The sequence below is a fragment of the Streptomyces sp. NPDC093149 genome (assembly GCF_044754145.1).
Taxonomy (GTDB): Bacteria; Actinomycetota; Actinomycetes; order Streptomycetales; family Streptomycetaceae; genus Streptomyces.
In genome coordinates this window covers 902,698-919,395 of sequence record NZ_JBIVON010000001.1, presented here as the reverse complement: position 1 = coordinate 919,395, position 16,698 = coordinate 902,698, and the positions used below count along the sequence as shown (strand labels likewise).

General features: G+C 70.6%; 14 protein-coding genes and 1 pseudogene. 9 read left to right on the top strand and 6 right to left on the bottom strand.

The genetic code is table 11. The features are described from left to right. Nucleotides 1–45: 45 nt before the first annotated feature. Both ppgK and ACIQCZ_RS04395 read right to left on the bottom strand, forming a co-directional pair. On the bottom strand, nt 46–804 hold the full coding sequence (gene ppgK, locus ACIQCZ_RS04400) for a polyphosphate--glucose phosphotransferase (RefSeq protein ID WP_402279593.1): 759 nt from the start codon (nt 802–804) through the stop codon (nt 46–48). A gap of 67 nt (nt 805–871) precedes the next feature. Further along, on the bottom strand, nt 872–1,861 hold the full coding sequence (locus tag ACIQCZ_RS04395; protein WP_402279589.1) for a 4-hydroxy-3-methylbut-2-enyl diphosphate reductase: 990 nt from the start codon (nt 1,859–1,861) through the stop codon (nt 872–874). Between the two features lie 75 nt (nt 1,862–1,936). On the opposite strand from ACIQCZ_RS04395, the gene ACIQCZ_RS04390 reads away from it, so the two are divergent. The 4 genes from ACIQCZ_RS04390 to ACIQCZ_RS04375 all read left to right on the top strand — a co-directional run bounded on the left by ACIQCZ_RS04390 (nt 1,937) and on the right by ACIQCZ_RS04375 (nt 6,221). Further along, the gene (locus ACIQCZ_RS04390) at nt 1,937–3,334 is read left to right on the top strand and encodes an APC family permease (RefSeq protein WP_402279586.1); all 1,398 of its coding nucleotides are present in this window, start codon (nt 1,937–1,939) and stop codon (nt 3,332–3,334) included. A 282-nt stretch (nt 3,335–3,616) separates the two neighbouring features. After that, nucleotides 3,617–4,831 (top strand): exodeoxyribonuclease VII large subunit, encoded by a 1,215-nt coding sequence (gene xseA / locus ACIQCZ_RS04385; protein ID WP_351079480.1) that lies wholly within the window; start codon nt 3,617–3,619, stop codon nt 4,829–4,831. A 135-nt stretch (nt 4,832–4,966) separates the two neighbouring features. After that, on the top strand, nt 4,967–5,224 hold the full coding sequence (locus ACIQCZ_RS04380; RefSeq protein ID WP_351079483.1) for an exodeoxyribonuclease VII small subunit: 258 nt from the start codon (nt 4,967–4,969) through the stop codon (nt 5,222–5,224). A 406-nt stretch (nt 5,225–5,630) separates the two neighbouring features. Beyond that, entirely contained in the window at nt 5,631–6,221 is a 591-nt protein-coding gene (locus ACIQCZ_RS04375; RefSeq protein WP_402279583.1) for a malonic semialdehyde reductase, read from the top strand. 130 nt (nt 6,222–6,351) lie between these two features. On the opposite strand, the gene ACIQCZ_RS04370 is transcribed toward ACIQCZ_RS04375, so the two are convergent. Next, on the bottom strand, nt 6,352–6,870 hold the full coding sequence (locus ACIQCZ_RS04370) for a DUF4245 domain-containing protein (RefSeq protein WP_376223338.1): 519 nt from the start codon (nt 6,868–6,870) through the stop codon (nt 6,352–6,354). A gap of 142 nt (nt 6,871–7,012) precedes the next feature. Between ACIQCZ_RS04370 and glpX the strand changes: the two genes are divergently transcribed. After that, the gene (gene glpX, locus ACIQCZ_RS04365) at nt 7,013–8,044 is read left to right on the top strand and encodes a class II fructose-bisphosphatase (protein ID WP_376324402.1); all 1,032 of its coding nucleotides are present in this window, start codon (nt 7,013–7,015) and stop codon (nt 8,042–8,044) included. Between the two features lie 158 nt (nt 8,045–8,202). Here the strand turns inward: glpX and ACIQCZ_RS04360 are convergent, their stop codons facing one another. Next, a complete protein-coding gene (locus ACIQCZ_RS04360) occupies nt 8,203–8,586 on the bottom strand; it encodes a WhiB family transcriptional regulator (protein WP_402279578.1) in 384 nt (127 codons plus the stop codon). Nucleotides 8,587–8,853: 267 nt separating this feature from the next. Beyond that, on the bottom strand, nt 8,854–9,519 hold the full coding sequence (locus ACIQCZ_RS04355) for a DUF1707 domain-containing protein (RefSeq protein WP_402279576.1): 666 nt from the start codon (nt 9,517–9,519) through the stop codon (nt 8,854–8,856). Nucleotides 9,520–9,704: 185 nt separating this feature from the next. On the opposite strand from ACIQCZ_RS04355, the gene ACIQCZ_RS04350 reads away from it, so the two are divergent. The 4 genes and pseudogenes from ACIQCZ_RS04350 to ACIQCZ_RS04335 all read left to right on the top strand — a co-directional run bounded on the left by ACIQCZ_RS04350 (nt 9,705) and on the right by ACIQCZ_RS04335 (nt 15,017). Beyond that, nucleotides 9,705–11,372: a fumarate hydratase gene (locus ACIQCZ_RS04350; protein WP_402279574.1), complete on the top strand. Its 1,668-nt coding sequence runs from the start codon at nt 9,705–9,707 to the stop codon at nt 11,370–11,372. 243 nt (nt 11,373–11,615) lie between these two features. Continuing rightward, nucleotides 11,616–11,798: pseudogene (locus ACIQCZ_RS04345) on the top strand (hypothetical protein); the annotation flags it as partial. Further along, complete coding sequence (locus ACIQCZ_RS04340) at nt 11,795–13,189, top strand: MFS transporter (RefSeq protein ID WP_402279572.1); 1,395 nt, start codon at nt 11,795–11,797, stop codon at nt 13,187–13,189. The pseudogene ACIQCZ_RS04345 and the gene ACIQCZ_RS04340, both read left to right, overlap by 4 nt. 526 nt (nt 13,190–13,715) lie before the next feature. Next, nucleotides 13,716–15,017 carry a M18 family aminopeptidase gene (locus tag ACIQCZ_RS04335; RefSeq protein WP_402279569.1) on the top strand — a complete coding sequence of 434 codons (1,302 nt, stop codon included), beginning with the start codon at nt 13,716–13,718 and terminating at the stop codon, nt 15,015–15,017. Between the two features lie 75 nt (nt 15,018–15,092). Here the strand turns inward: ACIQCZ_RS04335 and ACIQCZ_RS04330 are convergent, their stop codons facing one another. After that, nucleotides 15,093–16,622 (bottom strand): ricin-type beta-trefoil lectin domain protein, encoded by a 1,530-nt coding sequence (locus tag ACIQCZ_RS04330; protein ID WP_402279566.1) that lies wholly within the window; start codon nt 16,620–16,622, stop codon nt 15,093–15,095. Nucleotides 16,623–16,698: the final 76 nt, after the last annotated feature.

Here is a 16,698-nt window from a genome sequence, read left to right as displayed (position 1 = left end):
AAGGGGGCGGGGCGGAGCCGTCGTGTGCGCCGCGGCCGCCACCGCCTACGCCGTACCCGCCGCCTGCATCCTGCCCGCCGCCGACATCGCCGCGCCCACGATGCCCGCGTTGTTCTGCAGCTCCGCGGGCACCATCTCGGCCCGCACGTGCTCGATCAGGGGCAGGAACTTGTCGGCCTTGCGGCTGACTCCGCCACCGATGATGAAGAGCTCGGGCGAGAACAGCATCTCCACGTGGGTGAGGTACTTCTGCACCCGGTGCGCCCAGTGGTGCCAGCTCAGCTCCTCGTCCTCCTTGGCCTTGGTGGAGGCGTGCTTCTCCGCATCGTGGCCGTCCAGCTCCAGGTGGCCCAGTTCGGTGTTGGGGACGAGCTTGCCGTCGATGAAGAGGGCGCTGCCGATCCCCGTACCGAGCGTCAGTACGATCACGGTCCCGCTGCGGCCACGCCCCGCGCCGAAGGCCATCTCGGCGACGCCGGCCGCGTCCGCGTCGTTCAGGAGGGTGACGGGCAGGCCGAGTCTGTCGCCGAGCAGGCCTTGGGCGTCCGTGTCGATCCAGGCCTTGTCGACGTTGGCCGCCGTGCGGGTGCAACCGCCGGTGACGACACCCGGGAACGTGATGCCCACCGGGCCGGACCAGTCGAAGTGGCCGACCACCTCCGCCACGCACTCGGCCACGTCCTTGGGCGTGGCCGGGTGCGGTGTCAGTACTTTGTGGCGCTCCTGCGCCAGGTCTCCGCGGTCCAGGTCCACGGGAGCGCCCTTGATCCCGGATCCGCCGATGTCCACGCCGAAGATCTGCATGCAATCCACGGTACGGGCAGGCGGCCCGGCCCACTTCCCGGAACGGGAAGCCGTCGGTGCGGAGTCGTCACTTCTCCGCGAGTGCGGCGGCCTCGGCCCGCAGGTCACGGCGGAGTTCCTTGGGCAGTGAGAAAGTGATGGACTCCTCGGCCGCCTTGACGATCTCCACGTCCTCGAAACCGCGCTCCGAGAGCCACGCCAGGACACCGTCGACCAGCACCTCGGGGACGGACGCGCCCGAGGTGACACCGACCGTGGAGACACCCTCCAGCCAGGCCTCGTCGATCTCCTCGGCGAAGTCGACCAGATGGGCGTCGTTCGCACCCGCGCCGAGGGCGACCTCGACCAGGCGGACGGAGTTGGAGGAGTTCTTGGAGCCGACGACGATCACGAGGTCGGCGTCCGCGCCCATCTGCTTCACGGCGATCTGGCGGTTCTGCGTGGCGTAGCAGATGTCGTCGCTGGGCGGCGAGACCAGGAGCGGGAACTTCTCCTTGAGCGCGCCGACCGTCTCCATCGTCTCGTCGACGGAGAGCGTGGTCTGGGACAGCCAGACGACCTTCGACGGGTCGCGCACCTCGACACCCGCGACATCGTCGGGGCCGTCGACCAGCGTGATGTGCTCGGGGGCCTCGCCGGAGGTGCCGATGACCTCCTCGTGGCCCTCGTGGCCGATCAGGAGGATGTCGAAGTCCTCCTGCGCGAAACGGACGGCCTCCTTGTGGACCTTGGTGACCAGGGGGCAGGTCGCGTCGATCGTGGCGAGCTTCCGCTCGGCCGCCTCCGCGTGCACGGTCGGCGCGACGCCGTGCGCGGAGAACATCACGATCGAGCCCTCGGGGACCTCCGCCGTCTCCTCGACGAAGATCGCGCCCTTCTTCTCCAAGGTCTGTACGACGTACTTGTTGTGGACGATCTCGTGGCGGACGTAGACCGGGGAGCCGTACTGCTCCAGGGCCTTCTCCACAGCGATCACGGCACGGTCCACGCCCGCGCAGTAGCCACGGGGAGCGGCGAGCAGGACGCGGCGGTGTGTCGTTGCAGTCATGCGTCCCATCGTAAGGCCGCGTCGGACGCGCGGAAGATCGGCGGGGTGGCGAGACTGATGCGTACGCGACTCAACGGAGGGCTCATGTCGGGGACGGGCGGCGGCAGCGGCAGCGGCGGGGTCACGGAGGCGGAGGGGGCGAGCGGGGCGCACCAGGAGAAGGGCAGGCTGCGCCGGACGCTCGGCTTCCGCGATCTGGTGGTCTACGGGCTCCTCTTCATCGCGCCGATGGCGCCCGTCGGTGTCTTCGGCACACTCGACGCGAAATCGGGCGGTGCGGTCGCACTGGTCTATGTCGTGGCGACCGTCGTGATGGCGTTCACGGCCTTCAGTTACGCCCAGATGGTGCGCGTGGCCCCGCTGGCGGGCTCGGTCTTCGCGTACGCGCGCAGGGGGCTCGGGGAGGGGCCGGGGTTCGTCGCCGGGTGGATGGCGATGCTCGACTACCTCCTGATCCCCGCCGTCGCCTATCTCTTCTCCGGGATCGCGCTGAACGCGCTCGTGCCCTCGGTGTCGCGGTGGGTGTGGACGGCGCTCGCGGTCGTCGTCACCACACTGCTCAATCTCTGGGGCGTACGGGCCGCCGCCCGGGTCGGTTTCGCGGTGCTCGCGATGGAGATCATGGTGCTGCTGGTGTTCCTGGTGTCGGCGGTGGCGGTGCTGGTGCGGGACGGGGCGCAGCGCGGCTGGCTGACCCCGTTCACCGGTGATTCCGGCTTCTCCGCGTCGGCGGTGCTGGGGGCGGTGTCGGTGGCCGTGCTGTCGTATCTGGGCTTCGACGCGATCGCCTCGTTCGCGGAGGAGGTGACGGGGGGCCCGTCGAAGGTCGCGCGGGCGCTGCTGTTCTGCCTGGCGCTCGCGGGCGTCCTGTTCGTGGCGCAGGGGTATCTGGCGGCGCTGCTGGAGCCGCTGACGTCGGCGGAGCTGGCCTCCGATCCGGCCGCGCAGGGCTCGGCGTTCTACGACACGGTGGACTCCTCGGTCGGGACCTGGCTGCACGATCTGGTGGCGGTCAGCAAGGCGATCGGGGCGGCGTTCGCCGCGCTGGCCGGGCAGGCGGCCGCGGGGCGGCTGCTGTTCGCGATGGCCAGGGAGCGGCGGCTGCCCCCGTTGCTGTCGAAGGTCGATGCGCGCTCCGGGGTGCCGCGGATCGCGATCCTGCTGGCCGCGACGGTGACGCTGGTGGCGGCGGTGTGGGCGGCCCGTCGCGCCGACGGTCTCGACCATCTGGTGTCGGTCGTCGACATCGGAGCGCTGACGGCGTTCGTGCTGCTGCACGCGTCGGTGGTCGGCTGGTTCGCCGTACGCCGGATGGAGGGGCCGCCGAGCTGGTGGCGGCATGTGCTGGTGCCGGTGTTGGGTGCGGGGGTGCTGATCGCGGTGATCGTGGAGGCGACCGCGAGCGCCCAGGTGGTGGGGGTGTGCTGGTTGGCGGTGGGGCTGGTGGTACTGGCGTTGCAGCGGGGGCGGCGCACGGCCTGAGGGCCTGCCGGGTGGCGCCGGATCGGATGGCGGACGCGGTCCGGTGCGTGCGGTTTTGAGGCGGAGGAGGGAGTCGGACGGGGTCTCCCCTGCTCGAACGCGGCTGAGAGCTCGGGGAAGGAGCGTCGGCGACCGACGACGACGCGGGAAGCGCGCGTGCCAGGGCGTGGCCGCCCGGTCGGAGGCCACCCGACAGGCTCACAGGGGGCGGTGTTGCGCCGACAGCGCGTGGCTGTCGGCGTGGGCGGCTGATTGTCGGTGGGGGCGGTTACGCTCGCTCGCATGGCTCTCCAAACGTCCGCGGAAGCTCCGCTGCCCGTCGGTGATGTGTCGCGGCTCATCGGGGGGTGGATCGACCGGCTCGGAGCGGTCTGGGTCGAGGGGCAGATCACCCAGCTGTCGCGGCGGCCCGGTGCCGGCGTGGTGTTTCTGACGCTGCGCGACCCGTCGCAGGACATCTCGGTGAGCGTGACGTGCTTCCGCCAGGTCTTCGACCGGATCGCGGACGTGGTGACGGAGGGGGCGCGGGTCGTCGTCCTCGCCAAGCCCGAGTGGTACGCGCCCCGCGGCCAGCTGTCCCTGCGGGCCACGGAGATACGGCCGGTCGGCATCGGCGAACTGCTGGTCCGTCTTGAGCGGCTGAAGACGTCACTGGCCTCGGAGGGGCTCTTCGCGCTCGACCGGAAGAAGCCCCTGCCGTTCCTGCCGCAGCTGATCGGACTGGTCTGCGGACGGGCCTCGGCAGCCGAGCGCGACGTCCTGGAGAACGCGCGACGGCGGTGGCCCGCGGTGCGTTTCGAGGTGCGCAACACGGCGGTGCAGGGGGTGCACGCGGTCAATCAGGTGGTCCAGGCCGTGAAGGAGCTCGACGACCTGCCGGACGTCGACGTGATCGTCGTGGCGCGGGGTGGCGGCAGCGTGGAGGACCTGCTGCCGTTCTCGGACGAGCAGCTGATCCGGACGGTGGCCGCGTGCCGTACGCCGGTGGTGTCGGCGATCGGCCATGAGCCCGACTCCCCGCTGCTCGACCTGGTCGCGGACCTGCGCGCCTCCACGCCGACGGACGCGGCGAAGAAGGTCGTGCCCGATGTCGGTGAGGAGCTGGACCGGGTGCAGCAGCTGCGGGACCGTGCGCTGCGGACCGTGCGCGGGTTGCTGGACCGGGAGGAGCGGGGGCTGGCGCATGCGCTGGGCCGCCCGTCGATGGAGCGTCCGCAGCGGATGGTGGACGAGCGGGCGTCGGAGATCGATGCCCTGATCGGGCGGGGCAGGCGGGTACTCGGGCATCTGCTGGACCGGGCGGACTCGGAGCTCGCCCACACCCGGGCGCGCGTGGTCGCGCTGTCGCCCGCCGCGACGCTGGAGCGCGGATACGCCGTGCTGCAGCGGGCCGACGGCCATGTGGTGCGGGCCCCCGCGGACGCGGGGGCGGCGGGCGATGTGCTCCGTGCGCGGGTCTCGGGGGGCGAGTTCGCGGTGCGGGTCGCCGGTGAGTGAGCACGGGCGCGGCAGGGACGCTCCGGACGGTGGATGCTCGGCGCGCGGACGCCGGGCGGGGTCGGAGGGTGGGCCCGCAGATGACGACGGACGAGGTCGATGGCTCCTGGCGGGCCGGAACGTAGGGTGGGGCGCATGACGGACGACGGGACTACGGCGGCTGCCGCGGGCACACTCGGATACGAGCAGGCCCGTGACGAGCTGATCGAGGTGGTGCGCCGCCTGGAGGCGGGCGGTACGACGCTGGAGGAGTCCCTCGCGCTGTGGGAGCGGGGCGAGGAGCTGGCGAAGGTGTGCCGGCACTGGCTGGAGGGCGCGCGCGCCCGGCTGGACGCGGCCCTGGCGGGGCCGGCCGACTCCGAGGAGACCGCCACGGCAGCCGACAACGGCTGAGAGCCTGTCGGGTGGCCTCGGATCGGATGGCGGACGCGGTCCGGTGCATGCGATTCCGAGGCGGAGGAGGGAGTCGGAGGGGGTCTCCCCTGCTCGAACGCAACCGAGAGCTCGGGGAAGGAGCCTCGGCGACCGACGACAACGCGGGAAGCGCGCGTGCCAGGGCGTGACCGCCCGGTCGGAGGCACCCGACAGGCTCCGAAACCGCCCGGCCGTGCGCGAGGGCCACGGCGGGCGCCGCACCGAAGGAGCCGTCGACGGCGCAGAAGGCCCGACGGCGGCGCAAGAGGCCCATGCTGTGGAACGGGTCACTCCGCTCCAGTTTTAGTTGAAAGTTAACCTACCTCTCCCGTACCGTGGCCGTCGTTGCTTGATCCACGTGTACGTCCGGAAGGTAATACGCACGATGTCCCTCGCTCTTGACCCCGCCGCCCAGGACCTCCTCTTCCGCGAGGCCCGCACCGCCAACACCTTCACCGACGAGCCGGTGACCGATGAGCAGATCCAGGCGATCTACGACCTGGTCAAGTACGGCCCCACCGCGTTCAACCAGTCGCCGCTGCGCGTCGTCCTGGTCCGCTCCGACGACGCCCGCGCGCGCCTCGTGAAGCACATGGCCGAGGGCAACCAGCCGAAGACCTCCACCGCCCCGCTGGTCGCCATCCTGGCCACCGACAACGAGTTCCACGAGGAGCTCCCGGCCCTGCTCCCGCACTTCCCGCAGGCCAAGGACGCGTTCTTCTCCGAGCGCCCGGTCCGCGAGTCGGCCGCCACCCTCAACGGCGCGCTGCAGGCCGCTTACTTCATCATCGGCGTCCGCGCCGCCGGCCTGGCCGCGGGCCCGATGACCGGCTACGACGCCGCGGGCATCGAGAAGGAGTTCCTGGACGGCGACCACAGCGTGCTGATGGTCGTCAACATCGGCAAGCCGGGCGAGGACGCCTGGTTCCCGCGTCTGCCGCGCCTGGCCTACGACGAGGTCGTCACGACCGTCTGATCGTCGCCGCGCGTACGGAGAAGGCCCTGGAGCACCTGATACGGCTCCAGGGCCTTCTCCGTACGCCGTGCGCGGGAGGCTCCGTACGCCCCGCACGGGGCGCGCGGCCCCGCGCACGGCCATCAGGCCATCAGGACGTCTTGAGCGCGGCAGCCATCTCCGCCAGCCGCTCCGGCGACGCGGAACCCGTGACCACCGTGGTCGCGCCCTTGTCGTGGCGCACGAGGGCGTCGTACTTCTCGCCCTTCCAGTGCTGCCAGGTCTCGCCCGCGACCTGCTGCGTACGCCCGGTGTCCTTGGCGTCCTGGCTGACCTCGGTCACGTACTTCTTCGCCGCCGAGGTGGACTGCTCCACCGCGACGTACTTGCCCTCCGGGTCGAGGAAGCCCAGGTGCCAGCTGTTGCCGGCCTTGCGGTCGTAACTGACCGAGGTCGGCTTCCACTCCTTGGCCAGTCCGTCCGGCGCGGCCACCGGATAGGGCGCCGCGCGCCGCGCCGTCAGCAGCTCCACCCGGTAGTCGACCGGCTTGACCGGGTTGGCGTTCTCGTCATGCGGAACGAAGATGTAAACAACCCCCGCGGCGGCGGAGATCACCGCCATCGACAGGAACATGTCCCGCACCGTCTGCTTGCCTCGCTTGCTAGCCACGGGTCCATGGTCGCATCAGCCCCACTGGATCCGATTCGGGGGGCAGCCGCTCAAAAGTGACCCGGTCTGCTCATTTTGTCGACCTGACGATAGAGTCACAGCACCCTCTTCCGGTCGTCGTCGTACAGAAAGGTGCGCTCCGATGTCCGAGCATCATCTGCCGTCTCAGCTGGAGGTCTCCCCCGAGGCCCCCGACCGCAACCTGGCCCTGGAGCTGGTCCGGGTCACCGAGGCCGCCGCCATGGCAGCAGGACGCTGGGTGGGCCGCGGCGACAAGATCGGCGCCGACGGTGCCGCCGTGAAGGCCATGCGGACCCTCGTCTCGACCGTCTCGATGAACGGCGTCGTCGTCATCGGCGAGGGCGAGAAGGACGAAGCCCCCATGCTGTTCAACGGCGAGCGCGTCGGTGACGGCACCGGCGCCGAGGTCGACATCGCCGTGGACCCGATCGACGGTACGACCCTGAACGCCAAGGGCATGCCCAACGCGATCGCCGTCCTGGCCGCAGCCGACCGCGGCGCCATGTTCGACCCGTCCGCGGTCTTCTACATGGACAAGCTGGTCACCGGGCCCGAGGCCGCCGACTTCGTCGACATCAACGCGCCGGTCTCGGTGAACATCCGCCGTGTCGCGAGGGCGAAGAACTCCGCCCCCGAGGACGTGACCGTCGTCGTCCTGGACCGCCCCCGCCACGACGGCATCGTCAAGGAGATCCGGGAGACCGGCGCCCGGATCAAGTTCATCTCCGACGGCGACGTCGCGGGCTCGATCATGGCCGCCCGCGAAGGCACCGGCGTCGACCTGCTGATGGGCATCGGCGGCACCCCCGAAGGCATCATCTCGGCCTGCGCCATAAAGTGCCTCGGCGGTGTCATCCAGGGCAAGCTCTGGCCGAAGGACGAGGCCGAGCGGCAGCGCGCGCTGGACGCCGGGCACGACCTGGACCGGGTGCTGTCCACCGACGACCTGGTCAGCGGCGACAACGTGTTCTTCGTCGCGACCGGCATCACGGACGGCGAGCTGATGCGCGGCGTGCGGTACCGCGCGGAGACGGCGACCACCGAGTCGATCGTCATGCGCTCCAAGTCCGGCACCATCCGGAAGATCGACTCGACGCACCGGCTGTCGAAGCTGCGCGCCTACAGCGCCATCGACTTCGACCGCGCGAAGTAGGCCCGGTCCCGGAAGACCGGTCCGGCCCGGGAGCCGGATCCGCGACGCGGATCCCCCGAGAACGCGAAGAGGCGCCCCCGTGTGCGGTGGGGGCGCCTCTTCGCGTGTACGGGCACGGGCGGATACGCGCCTGCGCGGACCGGCACCCGGCCCGCCGGTCAGCCCGCCGCGGCGATGCGGCCCGTCACTCCGGAGGACGCGGACGATGCCTTGAGCTCCATCTCGCGCCGTCTGCGACGAGCGAGCACCACGCGGCGCTCGGCGGCGGTGAGGCCGCCCCACACCCCGTACGGCTCCGGCTGTATGAGGGCGTGTTCCTGGCATTCGACCATCACCGGACAGCGCGCGCAGACCCGCTTCGCGGACTCCTCGCGCGCGAGTCTGGCTGCTGTCGGCTCCTTCGACGGGGCGAAGAACAGCCCGGCCTCGTCCCGGCGGCACACCGCCTCCGAGTGCCAGGGGCCGGTCCGGTCCTCCCGAGCGGGGGTGCGCTGGGGAGGGACGGCGGCGACCTGCAGGGGCTGATGCGGCAGTTGCAGCACGGTCTACTCCTGACGACGGCTTCGCGTGCGAGAGACGATGCAGCAGTCCCTACCCGCTGTGCGTACGCCTATGCACTGCGTGGCACCCGCTTCCAGGATGCGAAATTGCGCCGGTCAGGAATTTGGCTTGTTTTCGAAGCCCTTCGAAGGGCTTGCGCGGACTTCGACGGACTTCGGAGCAGACCGAAAGGGTTCGGAGAGGTCCGGAGAAGTCCGAAACGGTTCGGAGCGGTTCGGAAGTGAGCGAAGGAGCGCGGGCCGAACCCCTCAGCCGAGGTATTTGCGCAGCCGCTCCTGGAGATCCGCGATGAACTTCCCGCGCTTGGGTTTCGCTTCGACGCTGCCGAACACCGAATAACCGTTGACGACGACCACGGGCGCCTCGGGGTCCGCGGATTCCAGTGTGGCGACTTCGAAATTGCCGAAGACACCCGTGCCGCTGCCGCGCAGCGAGATGTTCTCCGGGACCTTGATCTCGACACTCCCGAAGATGGCGGTCGCATTGATCACCGTGAGCCTCTGGCCGAAAAGCGCCTCGGTCAGATCGATCTCCACGCTGCCGAAGAGCGCGAAGGCGTTCGTACGGCCCCCGACCCGCCAACGACCCTTGCGGGTGGAGCTGCTGAAGACCGCCACCAGATTCTCGGCGGGGCCCGCCGGGCCCTGCGCGCCGTGGGCGCCGGGCGTGGCGGCCGAGCGGGCGGCCCCTCCGGGGGTGGGCAGATCCCGCACCAGCGGTTCGAGTTCGCCGACCGTCTTGGCGCGGTAGACCGCATCGACCCGCTCGGCGTGTTCCTCGGCGGTGAGCCGGCCCTCGGCCAGGGCCTCGCGCAGGATGTCCGCGATCCGGTCGCGGTCCGCGTCGGAGGCACGGATACCGGCCGGCTCCGCCGGGGCCACGGAGGGTTGCTGGGGGTGCTTTTCGAGGTCCACCGGCCCAGGGTACCCAAACGCGATAGATCGCGACTAGTCCCCGCCCCGTCTCCGCCGTGTCGCCCGTGCCCGGGTGCCGCACTGAGCCCTACCTCACAGCTTCGGCCTCCGTTCGGCGCTCTACGCTGGTGGGTGCGCTGCCCAAGGGAGGTCAGCCGCCGTCTGCCGAGTGAGGAATGGCCGTAATGCCAGAGTTTGCGTACTCCGATCTGCTCCCTCTGGGAGAGGACACCACGCCGTATCGTCTGGTGACCTCCGAGGGTGTCTCCACCTTCGAGGCCGACGGCCGTACGTTCCTCAAGGTCACCCCGGAGGCGCTGCGCACCCTGGCCGCCGAGGCCATGCACGACATCTCGCACTACCTGCGCCCCGCCCACCTCGCGCAGCTGCGGCGGATCGTGGACGACCCCGAGGCGTCGTCCAACGACAAGTTCGTCGCGCTCGACCTGCTGAAGAACGCGAACATCGCCGCCGCGGGTGTCCTGCCGATGTGCCAGGACACCGGCACCGCGATCGTGATGGGCAAGCGCGGGCAGAACGTACTCACCGAGGGCGGTGACGAGGAGGCCCTTTCGCACGGCATCTTCGACGCGTACACGAAACTGAACCTGCGTTATTCGCAGATGGCTCCGCTCACCATGTGGGAGGAGAAGAACACCGGCTCGAATCTGCCGGCCCAGATCGAGCTGTACGCCACCGACGGCGGCGCGTACAAATTCCTCTTCATGGCGAAGGGCGGCGGCTCGGCCAACAAGTCGTTCCTCTTCCAGGAGACGAAGGCCGTGCTGAACGAGGCCTCCATGATGAAGTTCCTGGAGGAGAAGATCCGGTCGCTGGGTACGGCCGCCTGCCCGCCGTACCACCTGGCGATCGTCGTCGGCGGTACGTCGGCCGAGTTCGCGCTGAAGACCGCGAAGTACGCCTCCGCGCACTACCTGGACGAGCTGCCCGCCGAGGGCTCCCCCACCGGCCACGGCTTCCGGGACAAGGAGCTGGAGGAGAAGGTCTTCGAGCTGACGCAGAAGATCGGCATCGGCGCCCAGTTCGGCGGCAAGTACTTCTGCCACGACGTGCGGGTCGTCCGCCTCCCCCGCCACGGCGCCTCGCTCCCCGTCGCGATCGCCGTGTCCTGCTCGGCGGACCGCCAGGCCACCGCGAAGATCACCGCCGAGGGTGTCTTCCTGGAGCAGCTGGAGAAGGACCCGGCCCGCTTCCTGCCCGACACCACCGACGAGCACCTCGACGAGGCGGGTGACGTCGTCGAGATCGACCTGAACCGGCCGATGGACGACATCCTCGCCGAGCTGACCAAGTACCCGGTCAAGACCAGGCTCTCGCTGACCGGCCCGCTGGTCGTGGCCCGCGACATCGCGCACGCCAAGATCAAGGAGCGGCTGGACGCGGGCGAGGAGATGCCGCAGTACCTGAAGGACCACCCGGTCTACTACGCCGGCCCGGCGAAGACGCCCGAGGGCTACGCCTCCGGCTCCTTCGGCCCGACGACGGCGGGGCGGATGGACAGCTATGTCGCGCAGTTCCAGGCGGCGGGCGGCTCCAAGGTGATGCTCGCCAAGGGCAACCGGTCCAAGCAGGTCACCGACGCGTGCGACGCCCACGGCGGTTTCTACCTGGGCTCGATCGGCGGCCCTGCGGCGCGCCTCGCGCAGGACTGCATCAAGAAGGTCGAGGTCGTCGAGTACGAGGAGCTCGGCATGGAAGCGGTGTGGAAGATCGAGGTCGAGGACTTCCCCGCGTTCATCGTCGTCGACGACAAGGGCAACGACTTCTTCACCGAGCCCGCTCCGGCGCCGACGTTCACCAGCATTCCGGTGCGGGGTCCGGGTCTCGCCTGATGAGCTGAGGCGTGCCGAGGCACGACAGGTACGGTCCCGCGGGGGCGTTCCGGCCGCATTCCACCGGCCGGGGCGCCCCCGCGGGCCGTTCCCGCCCCAGCGGGCGTCGTCCGTGGGGGCGGCTGGGCTGGGGGTCATGACGACAGGAGCGCGGAGCGGGGAGAATGCCGGGCATGACCGTTGGACCCACCGGCTTCGTGTGTCGTCCAGCGCAGGCGCCGCGCTGGAAGCGGAGTGGGCACGGACAAGAACTCCGCCCGCGTGATGCTCGTCCGGGCCGGTCTCAACCCGGCCGGCGCTGATCGTGCAAGAGCTGACGGACCGCCGGTCCGCAGCCGACGTGAGCCAGGAATCCCCTCTTCACAGGGAGAGGAGGATGTCAAAGCCATGCAGATCACATTCGTGCAATCCGGAGACCATGGATGAGCACGACCGGTGACTATGGGCCGGTGACACAAGACGTCGAACAGGCGGACGACCGGTCTGACCGCGCACCGGATATCGATCCGGCCGGCACGGCGCGCGGCGAGCGCCGATATCGATTCCTCGTCGCCGGTTGCTCGCTCTCCTCGTACGGCACGTTCCTGAACATGGTGGCGCTCAATCTGTTCGTCTACGAGACGACGGGCAGGGCGCTCGCGATGGGCCTGTTCATGGCCGTGCGTCTGGGGTCCGGATTCGTCGCCGGCCTCGCGGCCGGTGTTCTCCTCGCCCGATTCACGGCCAGGAGCGTCATGCTGTGGACGAATGCGGCGCAGGCGGCGGTGATGCTGTCGCTGATCCTCGCGCCGGAGGGGATGCGCACGGCCGCGTTGATGGCCGTTTCCGTGGTGGTCGGCGCCTGCGGAACGCTTTTCATGGTGTCGCTGCGCAGCTCCATTCCCGAGATGGTCGGCGACGACCGCCGGTCCTGGGCGAACTCCCTTTCCATCACGGGGCGTTCACTGGCCATGGTGGCGGGGTTCGCTTCGGCGGGAGTGGTGGTCTCGCTGGTCGGCTACACCGTGGCGTTCGTGGTGGACATGGCCACCTTCGTGGTCTGCGCCGTGACGGTGGCTCTGCTGCCGATCGCGGGCGGCGGCGGAGGGAAGGGCGCCCGGCCGGAATCGGAGCGGGATTCCGGCGGGCGTCCGCGGGACAGGAAGAAGGGGGCCTGGGCCCGGCGGTGGCGGTTGCCGGGGGCGTTCCTCGGGTCCGCCGCCGCACCCGGCCTCGGTCTGATGGTGGTGCTGCGCGGTGTGGACGCCTTCGGTTCTTCCTCCCACAACGCGGCGCTGCCGGTCCACTCCGCGGGGCTCGACGCCTCGCGCCCCGCCGTGTTCGTCAGCGCGTTCTGGTGTCTGTGGGCGCTGGGGAACGTCGTCGCCCAGCAGCTGATCCAGCGGTACGCCGCGCGCACCGGGCGGTCGGTGGGGGCACCGGGTTTCGGGTACGGCACATGTCTGATGTCCGGGGCGTTCATCCTGGCGTTCGCGGGGTTCCCGTACGCGGCGACGGCGGTGATCGCACTGGTCGCGGGGGCGGCCGACGGACTCACGGAGGTCTCGTACACCTCGCATCTGCAGACGCTCCCCGCGGATCTGCGCGGTCATGCGTTCGGCTTCTCCGCGACCGTCGAGAACCTCGGGTTCGGCGTCGGCATGATCCTGGTCGCGGCGGCGCTCGACAATCACAGCCCGCTGACCGTCGTCGCCTGGTCGCACGGGGCGGCCATCGTGGTCGCCGTTCTGTTCCTGATCAGGGTGACGGGGCCGCGGAGCGGAGGTCGTGTCCCCGCTCCGCGTTCCGGCGCCGATCGCGACGGGCAGATGCGGTGAGGCTTCGCGTACGACTGTATTCAGCCAATCTTGAGACGGTCACCGGGAGACCGGCAACGCCTTGCGGAACGCATGTCCGGCAGGGGTCGGGCAGAGCCCCGTCTTCGCTCGCGCACGCCCTTTGCCGCCGCGCGCCCGGATGCGGGCCGGGCCGGACCGGCACCGCCGCTTTCACGCAGCGGGCCGCGCCGCGGGCTTGCGACGTGCCGGGCCGCTGCGGTGGGTTGTCGGACGTTCCTGACGCGCTCCGCCGCCCCGGGGAACCGGGAAACCGCCCCGGGGCGACGGAAGTCGGGAACCGGGCCCCGGGAGCCGGCCGCAGGTGAAACCGGGAACGGTCCCGGGAGAACCGGCGGACCGCCGTTCGGAACCCGGGACCGGGAGCCGACCCGGGCAATCGGGACCCGTTCCCGAAGGCCCGGGAGCCGACCACCACCGCACACCCCGAACGCCTGCCGCGCCGAACGGCCCGGCGCGGGTTCGCCCCCTCACCCTCACCGTCGAACACCGGAAAGGCGGACACCGTATGTCGCCGCTCCCCCGTCGCAGCCACGCCGACGACCTGCTGTCCTTCATCAGGGACAGCCCATCCCCGTACCACGCGGTGGCGAGCGCCGCCCGGCGTCTTGAGAAGGCCGGCTTCCGTGAACTCCACGGTTCGCAGGACTGGACGGGCGCGACCGGCGGCGGCTTCGTCGCCCGCGGCGGTGCCCTGATGGCCTGGTACGTCCCCGAGGACGCACCCGCCCACACCCCCTTCCGGATCATCGGCGCCCACACCGACTCCCCCAATCTGCGGGTCAAGCCCGTCCCCGACACCGGATCGGCGGGCTGGCGCCAGATCGCCGTGGAGGTCTACGGCGGCGTGCCGCTGAACACCTGGCTCGACCGCGATCTGGGCATCTCCGGGCGGCTGACGCTGCGCGGCCCCGACGGCGGGGTCGGGTCACGGCTCGTCCGGATCGACGAACCGCTGGCACGGGTGCCCCAGTTGGCCATCCATCTCGACCGTACGGTCAACGACGGGCTCGCGCTCGACCGGCAGCGCCATCTCAGCCCGCTCTGGGCGCTCGGGGCTCCCGAGGAGGGTGCGCTGCTGCGCCGGGTCGCCGCGGCGGCGGAGGTGGACCGGGACGACGTGCTCGGCTGGGACCTGATGTTCCATGACGTCCAGCCGCCCGGATACCTGGGCGCGGAACGGGAGTTCGTGGTGTCCGCCCGGCTGGACAACCTGGTGTCGGTGCACGCGGGCGTCACGGCGCTGGTGGGTGCGGCGGCCGGGGCCGAGGAGCCCTCGTACATCCCCGTCCTGGCGGCCTTCGACCACGAGGAGGTCGGCAGCGGGTCGGAGACGGGGGCGCAGGGTCCCCTGCTGGAACGCGTCCTCGGCCGTTCGGTCACCGCGCGCGGCGGCAGCGCCGAGGACTGGTCCCGCGCCCTGTTCGGCGCCTTCTGCGTCTCCGCCGACATGACGCACGCGGTGCACCCCAACTACGCGGAGCGGCACGACCCGGGCCACTGTCCGCTGCCCAACGGCGGACCCACGGTCAAGGTCAACGCCAATCAGCGGTACGCCACCGACGGCACCGGCATGGCGGTGTTCACGGCGGCGTGCGAGCGGGCGGGCGTGCCGTGGCAGTCGTTCGTCTCCAACAACGCGATGCCGTGCGGCACGTCGATCGGTCCGCTTACCGCGGCCCGGCTGGGTGTGACGACGGTCGACGTGGGGGTGCCCGGACTGTCCATGCACTCGGCGCGCGAGCTGTGCGGGGCTGACGACCCCGGCCGTCTGGCCGCCGTCCTGGGCGCCTTCGTGACGTCCGGCTGACGCGTCGGCCGGTGCGGAAAGGGTGGGGCGGGGGCCCGAATCCGCTCCCCGCCCCACCCCGCACCGGGGTACGGGCTACGCGAACCGCTGCTGCGCGCTGCCGTCGCAGCTCTGCAGCCTCAGCGGGTCCTTGGCCGCCGCGAGTGTCAGGCACAGCCCGGTCGAGGCCGCCGGGCGCAAGGTCCCGGACTGCCTGACGAACTGCTGGTTGGCCGCGCCCGAGCAGTCCCACAGGATGAGCGTGGCGCCCGCCTTGTAGTCGGCGCCCGGCACGTCGAGGCACCGGTCGTGGCTCAGTTCGGTACGGATGTTCTTCGTGCCGGAGTCGTACCACCAGCCCTGGTTGCGGCCGCCGTGACAGTCCCATCCGCCGATCCGGGTGTTGTTGCGGGTCACCGAGGCGGGAACGTCCAGGCAGGTGCCCGTGGCCTCGTTCTTCAGGGGCTTGAAGACGTCGTCCCACGCCGCGGCCTGGAGAACCGGCTGTCCGGTGCTCGCCGGGTCGGCACAGCTCGCCTCGCGCAGGGACGAGTTGTAGATCTGGGTCAGGCAGGAGGCGAAGGCCGCGTGGCCGCGCGCGTTCGGGTGGAAGGACTGCCGGACGGAGTTCGAGTCCGGCGGGAAGTGCGACAGGTCGATGTAGAGGCCGCGGGCCCAGGTGTTGTCGCTGCAGACCTCGTGGCCGTGGAAGAGCCGGGAGTTGTCGAGGTAGACGGCTCCGGTGTCGGCGGCGGCCTTGCGCATTCCGCGTTCGAAGGCGGGGACCGCGACGTCACGGCCCCAGGCGGCGTCGGAGTCGTATCCGGCGCAGCCGCCGGGAAGCTTGCCGGGGAAGTTCGGGTTGTCGTAGAAGTCCGGGCCGATCGGGCTCGGGTAGCCCATGACCACGAGCTTGTAGTCGCTGTTGGCGTACCCGGCGTCCGACATGACGGTCTTCAGGTCGCGCACCGTCTTCTCGACCTTGGGGACGAGCCCGTCGACGCGCGCCTGCCAGCCGCCCTCGTACTTCGGCTGACAGGTGCCCTGGGAGAGCACCCAGCGCTGGACGCAGTCCGTCATGACCGGGCCGAACTGGAGGTCGTCATTGGCGCCGGCGACCAGCACGATCATCTTGATGCGGGTGTTGCGGGCCTTGATGGCGAGGTTGTCGCTCTGCACGAGCTCGTCGGCGTACTGCTTCGATCCGCCGATCACGATGTTGCCGGTGTACGCGCCGGAGCAGGAGACGTTGTACGTGACGTCGGCCGGGATGCCCGTGCGGTGGATGGCGGAGTCGGGCGAGCGGTGGCACCAGTTGTCGGGACCGTTGGTGCCCGCCTCGTACGTGCCGACGCCCTCGCCGGAGATCTCGCTGTCGCCGAGCGAGATCAGCCCGGTCTTGCGGTCGGCGAGCGGACGCTCGGCCGGGTCGCCGTACAGCCGGGTGGCTTCGGCGGCGCGGACGGCCTCCAGTTCGGGCGACAAAGGGGTGGATGCGGTAGTGGTGGTGCCGGACCGGTCCGCCGCGCCCGCCGGTCCCGCGGCGAAGGCCGTACCGCCCAATGCCGCCGCCATGGCCGCGGCGGCCGCGACCGTACAGCGAAGTCTGTGCCTGGTGCGCCTCATTGCGCCTCCCCGGGTTGTGGTTACCCCCGGTATTTACTGGTCGGTAGGCGACTTGGGAATAGAAAGAACAAGACAA

Coding starts and splice junctions, on each gene's coding strand:
- ppgK (WP_402279593.1), bottom strand. CDS start 804: ATGCAGATCTTCGGCGTGGACATCGGCGGATCCGGGATCAAGGGCGCT.
- ACIQCZ_RS04395 (WP_402279589.1), bottom strand. CDS start 1,861: ATGGGACGCATGACTGCAACGACACACCGCCGCGTCCTGCTCGCCGCT.
- ACIQCZ_RS04390 (WP_402279586.1), top strand. CDS start 1,937: ATGTCGGGGACGGGCGGCGGCAGCGGCAGCGGCGGGGTCACGGAGGCG.
- xseA (WP_351079480.1), top strand. CDS start 3,617: ATGGCTCTCCAAACGTCCGCGGAAGCTCCGCTGCCCGTCGGTGATGTG.
- ACIQCZ_RS04380 (WP_351079483.1), top strand. CDS start 4,967: ATGACGGACGACGGGACTACGGCGGCTGCCGCGGGCACACTCGGATAC.
- ACIQCZ_RS04375 (WP_402279583.1), top strand. CDS start 5,631: ATGTCCCTCGCTCTTGACCCCGCCGCCCAGGACCTCCTCTTCCGCGAG.
- glpX (WP_376324402.1), top strand. CDS start 7,013: ATGTCCGAGCATCATCTGCCGTCTCAGCTGGAGGTCTCCCCCGAGGCC.
- ACIQCZ_RS04350 (WP_402279574.1), top strand. CDS start 9,705: ATGCCAGAGTTTGCGTACTCCGATCTGCTCCCTCTGGGAGAGGACACC.
- ACIQCZ_RS04340 (WP_402279572.1), top strand. CDS start 11,795: ATGAGCACGACCGGTGACTATGGGCCGGTGACACAAGACGTCGAACAG.
- ACIQCZ_RS04335 (WP_402279569.1), top strand. CDS start 13,716: ATGTCGCCGCTCCCCCGTCGCAGCCACGCCGACGACCTGCTGTCCTTC.
- ACIQCZ_RS04330 (WP_402279566.1), bottom strand. CDS start 16,622: ATGAGGCGCACCAGGCACAGACTTCGCTGTACGGTCGCGGCCGCCGCG.